Source organism: Colwellia sp. (assembly GCF_013215345.1).
GTDB lineage: Bacteria > Pseudomonadota > Gammaproteobacteria > Enterobacterales > Alteromonadaceae > Colwellia.
In genome coordinates, this window is record NZ_JABSOV010000047.1 from 24,457 (window position 1) to 31,438 (window position 6,982).

At 39.7% G+C, this 6,982-nt stretch carries 4 protein-coding genes and 1 pseudogene; 2 read left to right on the plus strand and 3 right to left on the minus strand.

Going from position 1 to position 6,982, the window contains the following annotated elements; translation table 11 throughout:
• The first annotated feature begins 74 nt into the window (after window positions 1–74).
• A complete protein-coding gene (locus HRT50_RS09185) occupies window positions 75–980 on the plus strand; it encodes a transporter substrate-binding domain-containing protein (protein WP_291613676.1) in 906 nt (301 codons plus the stop codon).
• 117 nt (window positions 981–1,097) lie between these two features.
• Here HRT50_RS09185 and HRT50_RS09190 read toward each other — a convergent pair whose 3' ends face one another.
• Entirely contained in the window at window positions 1,098–1,820 is a 723-nt protein-coding gene (locus tag HRT50_RS09190) for a methyltransferase (RefSeq protein WP_291613677.1), read from the minus strand.
• A gap of 642 nt (window positions 1,821–2,462) precedes the next feature.
• Here HRT50_RS09190 and HRT50_RS09195 point away from each other — a divergent pair.
• The gene (locus HRT50_RS09195; protein WP_291613679.1) at window positions 2,463–5,429 is read left to right on the plus strand and encodes a cellulose-binding domain-containing protein; all 2,967 of its coding nucleotides are present in this window, start codon (window positions 2,463–2,465) and stop codon (window positions 5,427–5,429) included.
• Between the two features lie 324 nt (window positions 5,430–5,753).
• Here the strand turns inward: HRT50_RS09195 and HRT50_RS09200 are convergent, their stop codons facing one another.
• Window positions 5,754–6,473 (minus strand): hypothetical protein, encoded by a 720-nt coding sequence (locus tag HRT50_RS09200; protein WP_291613681.1) that lies wholly within the window; start codon window positions 6,471–6,473, stop codon window positions 5,754–5,756.
• A gap of 227 nt (window positions 6,474–6,700) precedes the next feature.
• A pseudogene (locus HRT50_RS09205) lies at window positions 6,701–6,982 on the minus strand (M20 family peptidase); the annotation flags it as partial.

The window sequence follows — 6,982 nt, forward strand, 5'->3', positions numbered from 1 at the left end:
GCTGAAACTTTACTCAGCAGACATTTTCCCTTGCAGTTATTTTCCTTCCCCCCATGCTAGGTTTATTCATTAGCTTGGCTATTTTTATTAGCGCTTTTTATAGTGTTTTTTTTAGCACTACGGCGCAAAGTGAGCAAATCAATAAAAAAGTGGTTAAAGAAAGAATTCTTTGGTTAGTAGAAGACAAGATTGAAAATATAGATCTTTTAGCTAAAACCTCTGCTGAAACGTCAACTGCTTCCTATATTGAAAACCTAATCATTCAACAGTTAAAACAATTACCAAAATATGATGTTCGCATAGTGCGTGTGACGGCGCCTCGAATAATTAAAACACTTAACATCAATGATAATGTTTGTGTTGCCAATAGAGCGGTAACACCTGAGCGCAAGGAATACTCACTCTTTTCCGATCCGCAAAGCTTTTACCTGACCCATAAACTTTACCGCTTTAATGCTAAATCCCCTTTACTTCGCGAACTATTCAATGCCGAAGGTGAAATCAAAAATCTGCCCAGTGTATTTAGAGCATTACCAAAACAAATTATGGGTATTGCCCAAGATGTATCTTTTGGTAATTTTCTTGACCAGCAAATAAAACAGATAAACCCAGCAAACATCTATTACCGCGGCGGCAGTCAGCGAGTAAGGGCGTTAGGAGCAATGTTATATAAATCACGGGTTGATTTTGTCCTAGCCTTACCGGTAGATATAACTCCAGATGAAGTACAAAAACAACTGCTAGAGCAATACACCATTGCTGATGCGCCTCCTTACCTTATTGCCCATTTCAATTGTTCAAAAAGTGAATTGGGCCAAGGGGTTATTAACGATATTAATAAAATATTAGCCAAGGTATATCAAACTAAAGACTATTACCAAGCACACAAAAAATGGTTTTCAGACAAACAATTAAAAGGATTACAAACATTTTTAGCTGAAAACTTCTCTGAAAAACGATACTTAGAGCCAACGAAATAATACTCACTTTTTAATATTGTGAATAATAGCGTCAGAGTAATGTAATTTGAGTGAATTTAACTTTGACGCCATATATTATCTTTATTACTTTAATAACCTTATAAGTAAGAAAGCAGCTTACTCTGGTTTTTTGAATAATAGCGTGAAACGATCTGAGTTACCTCGCACGGTTTTTCGTCCAACTTCAAAACGTAATTCGTCATCTGATTTGTAATGTAAGTTAGAGTAATCCACTAAAACAAAACCCGCTTGTTGAATTTCTTTAATGGCAAGAACAGGGTCAAAACGACGACCATTTTCATCATTTTTCTTTTGCATATGTCTGCGAGTATGATCGACTACACCATAAACGCCACCAGGTTTTAATGCTTTATAAGCCGCTTTGTTTACACTGACACGTTCATTTTCATCAAAATTATGGTAGTTTCGAAATGTTAATACCGCATCAAGATCGTTTACATTAAAGTTCAAGTTTTCGAATTCATAACCTTCACTACCGACTAATTTAACTTTATCAAAAGGGTTTTGTTTCAACAGTGATTCCTTAAGTCCTTTGGTACCAAGACTTAAATAAAATTGTCCCTTATCACGTAGAGCTGGTGCAAGTAGTTTGGTGTACCAACCTCCACCAGGTACCAATTCTAATACCCTCATATCATCTTTTATGCCGAAAAACTGCAACGTTTCCACTGGCTTTCGGTTGCTATCTCGAGCTTTTTCTCTGTCGGTACGTATATCTGACGACATTGCTTGTTTGATACTTTCAGAAAATTCTGCAGCAAAAAGTGCTGGAGAACATAAAGTAGTCGTCATTAGTAAGGATAAAAATAATTTTCGCATGAATATTTCCTTTCAATTATTGTTATAAATGTAATCGCAACGCTTACTGCGATTTATTTAACTCGATTGAAGCAAGGTCAGTAAATATAGTCTTATAATAAATCTATAATTTGCCATTATAGAAATTTCATAGAAGTTCTCTGATTCATTTTTGTACGACATTTACTTATATTTCATGTTGAATTCAGAATTATGCTTGGATTTTTGTTTCCTTGCTTGGCAAGTCGCGATGGAAAAATATAGTAGACCTAAATTATAATAGTCGGTGCACAATGATGAGAAATAACAGAATATATTTTTTCGTATTTTCAATAACTCCCTACACATCGAAATAATATCTCATTAACGTTCCATTTCTTATTTTTTACAAAAAAATAAGCTACCAATTAAAGTAAAAAAAATACCTTTATAACTTTATATTTATTAGTTACTTACGACACACTTGTCTTTAAAGACATTTTCACGTTAAACACTATTTCTAGCTAAAACGGCATTTGACAGCGCTGTCAAATGCGTGATAACTTGAAATGCGCATGAAAAACATACAAAAACATAAGGCGATAAAGGAGCGTTTAACCAACAAGCTTCAGCCATTGTCCATGCGGTATTAAAAAAATAATAAATTAAATATGGGGAATTTGAATGAAACTCAAACAGGCTGGTTTTAAACCAAGTAAAACTTTTATTGCTATATCACTTGCTGCGAGCACAGTGATTTCGAGCAACGCCTTTGCAGCACAGAGCTGTGAAGGTATGAATGCATATCCAGATTTCCCTCAGGTAGACTGGCAAGGAAATCCTGATCACGCGAATACCGGTGATGTAATGCAACATAATGGTAGTGCGTACACTGCTCAATGGTGGACTAAAGCAATTCCTGGTAGTGATAATAGCTGGGCTTTAAAAGATGAATGTACTGGTGGTACGCCAACACCTGAGCCAGATCCCACTCCCGACCCGACACCGGACCCAACTCCTGAGCCAACACCAGATCCGACACCTGACCCAACACCGGATCCAGAGCCAACTCCTGAGCCGACACCAGATCCAACAGCTACCGCCTACTCGGCTGGTACTCTTTATGCCGCAGGTGATTTAGTTAGTAATGGTGGCAAGGTTTACCAATGTAATATCGCTGGATGGTGTTCGTCAGCATCTGCTTACCACTATGCGCCAGGTACTGGTAGTGCCTGGGAAAGTGCATGGACACTGGTAGATGGTACTGCACCAACGCCAGATCCTGATCCAACACCGGACCCAGACCCGACGCCAGATCCTGATCCAACTCCAGTTCCAACTCCAGACCCAGATCCAACACCGGATCCGGACCCAACGCCTGACCCAATTCCTACGCCAGGTGGTCAATGTGCTGATTACAGTGTCTGGACTCAAGGCACAACAGCCAAAGGTGGCGATATTCTCGTTAATGATGACTACATTGCTTTCACCGCTAAATGGGAAACCGCTTCTCGTCCAGGTAGTGATGATACTTGGACTTGGAAAGTAAACTGTGATGGTACAGCACAAGGTACAGCGCCACTGTTATCGTTACCAAATGCTAAAGATCCGGTAAGTTTAAAAGTTAATGGCTGGCCGAGTGACTTTGTTGTTGGCGGTCCATCTTCAACACTGCCTGATATGATTACGGTTAACCTAATCAACAGCACAGAGCTATCAGATGACACCAAGTTAACAACTGCTTTCGTATCACTAATTCAAACAGCAAAACTGGCTGGCTCTGAGTCTATAATTATCAACACTGATGTACTTGATAGTATTACTGCAGATAAAGGCGCGTCTTTAGGCACAATTGCCGTGAAACAAGCGTTAACTTCCGCTTTAGCGACCACCAATACTAATAATATCAGCGTTAGTGACATTGATGCCTTAGGTGATGATGCTAAGGGCTGGGCTCAAGCGCAAAACTTAATACTGACTATGCTTGCGCCAAACGCTACTTTTGGTTGGTCGTTAAGCATTGGTGACTTTGCTTACGCTACGCACTCAGGCAAAAGATCTGTGTGGAATGCGGCCTCTAAAGCAACATCTGATTTACTTGATAAGTTGGCACTTTATAAAGGAGACTCAAAAGCTGATTTTATTGCTTTCACTAAATCAAGCGGCTCTGCCAGCTTATCAAGTGAGCAATGGCATAACGCCTTAGAATACGTCAAACAAGTCACTGACTTTGTGCAAGCGCCAGCAATGTTATCTTCGGTGCCAACAGCGCAAGCAACCACTTACTTTATGGGCAATACTGCTGGCGAAAGTAAAATACGCAAAGCTGCTCACAACAATATCTTCGCGATATTATTTGATGCAGATAGCACTACCCTAACCAGTAAAATTGCTAGTTACCAGAGCTTTAAGGTACCACTTTATTATGTCGGCACTGGCTCTGGTGTCACACCACTAACCAGTATTGCTTCTTTAAACAGTGATTTATCTGGTATTGAAACGGTAATGGATAGTCAGGTGTTCCTGTACGAAACACCGACTTCATCTTGGGTGCCATCAACCATTTATAAATGGGCTGACTTTTTAACTGGCTTAAACTCAATGCACAATGTTGGTGTTGCTGGCGATAAATTCTGGTTAGTCGATAACACTGCTGATGATGCCACCAATGCTAAATACGCTAAAGTAGCTATTGCCGCGTTCCTATCACAAAGTATGCAAGAAACTATTCGTTTCGATGCTTGTGATGAGAATAACTGGTCTGAGGTTAAATACGGCGCCAAGGTAGATTATCCGATGACCGCGAGTTGTGGTCAATTAGGTCAGAAATATGCTGATTACGGTACTCACCCGGTATCGGGTAAAGATCATGCTTACTCTTGTCCTCGTGATAATACCATGGAGCAAACGGCCAATACCCACGCTAAATGGTACGGTGCGCCAGCGCCAATCTTTGCCGCACCAGACGCTGTACTGGCCGAGCAAGGCCTTTTAGTTAACGGTAAAGTGGGTCGTTGGACTAACGCAGGTCACTGTAATACGGTACCGACGGCTATAGATACTTCTAAGCAAGTGTTTGAACGTGAAACCTGTAAACAGTATGTAGGTCAAAAAGCAGGTAGCTTTATTTGGGACGGTAGTGACGAAAGTGTTCAAGGCTGTGGTTGGTGGGGACGTGGTGTTATTCAAACCACAGGTCGTCAAAACTTCGGTACACTTAACCACTTCGTTGGTCGTTCACACGTTGACCCAGATACTATTGGCACCACAATTGATGGCACAACTGTTGCGCCAGCACCTGATAGCCCGCTATACGCTGATTTAGATTTATGTTCAAACCCTGGGTTAATTTGTAGCTCTGAAGAACATAAAGAAATTAAGTGGATTGCTGGTTTATTTTTCTGGGTTAGCTCTGTGCAAGCCTACGATAATGAAGGTGGACCATATGCCGATTGGAATTACCACGCAGAGCTGAAAAAGTATGTTGATGGTGGCATGGTGGGTACCGCATTTGTTGATGCCGTATCTGGTATCGTCAACCGTGGTTGTCCAGACGACCATTGTCCAGTAAGTGGTGAAGTTCATGCGATTAAAGAACGTCGTGCTAACTTCAAACTAGTACTGCAAAAGTTAGGTCTTAATCCGCAATAGCCACAATAGGGTAAATAAAAGCCCTTTAAAGGAGTAGCATACTATTGCTAACAAATGCCTGTCGGTTTATAACTGGCAGGCATTTTTTTATTCATAAATGTCCCTGTGGTATATCTAGGACAAGAGGCGTTACACTTTACTTACCTTAAGATTAGCCTTTGGAATCCCTATCGCGCCTATTCAGCAAAAAATACGAACATCAACTAGCGTAAACCATGGTCCCAAGTATCAGTAATGTCCACTAACGTACGCGAAAAATTATGTAGTGGCTTGTTTTTCGAATGTACATCGCCTGACTCTGTTTTAGATTCAGCCCTTAATTGTTCAACTAAATCTACGGGAGGAATACAAACTAAAGCAACTTATAGCAAATAGAAAAACAATTGATGGCTCAGGAGTCGTGATTATTACACAAGCATTTGGGTCCGTTGCTGGAACACAATTAGCAATGCTGATATTGAATTCGTCCTGTGGAAAGGAAAAGTTAGTATTATTTCGATCTGGGCTTAGAAATATCACGTCAGTTAAGTCCGAACCAAGTACCTTAGTGAGATCTATAAATAAATCATTAGGATCAAAACCGCTAATAACAAAGCCATCAGTGCAACAATCTATCCAATTTAAGCTGATACTTTGGGGTCCTCCTGCGTTAATAGTTCCTGATTCTAGAGGATCATCAACGAAAGATAATACCGCTGGTCCAGACCAATCAAGATCAGCGGAAAATGAACCGCCACCGCTACCATTTGGTTTTTCTAAAATAATACCAAAACTTAACTTATTATTAAGCGTATTTATATGGGTATAAATTTGTGCCGCATCCGAAAATAATGGTATTAAATCTGCTGTTCCTGGATATACAGGATTAGCAGATGATCCTGATGGACTACCATATCTATAAAAATCACTGCCCGTCTCTGCACTTTCAAATGTTGCAAGTAAAAACTGATTGCCATTAAAATCGATATCCAAAATCGTCGCTATAGAACTTGATGATATGCTGAGAAAAAATAATGCTATAAACCCTTTGGTTATATTTTTCATTTTGTATTACCTCTTTTTCACAATATCTTAAGATTTTCATTAAATATGCATTTTTCATTCCAAGATATAAAATAATCAACAATGCCGATTTAGCTAGTTGTTACTTAGGCACATTTTATTTGCGCTGGATGTTGGTATTGAAGTTAATGTTGTCGATGAGTTTACTTTGGCTAATCAGTAAACTCATCGAAAATGAGAGGTTATTTGCGTTTCGCTTTTTGTTTCGCTTAATGTTTCGCTTTTTGCTTAGCTAAGCGATAAATCAGAATTGCCGCTTTTTCGATATTTTTATTTAAGGAAGTTAAATCCGCAGTTTCGTTTTTAGTATGTGCTCCAGAACCCATTAACCCTAGACCATCAAGTGACATATCAACATGTTCCGCTGCAAATGAAATATCGGCTGCTCCTGCATTTCGTGGGTTTGCCGGCTCTACCACGTTATAGCCTAAGTCTTGGCTAATTTGGCTATATTGCGCCAATAAGTCTAAGTTACCTTGGGTCAGTGCCAT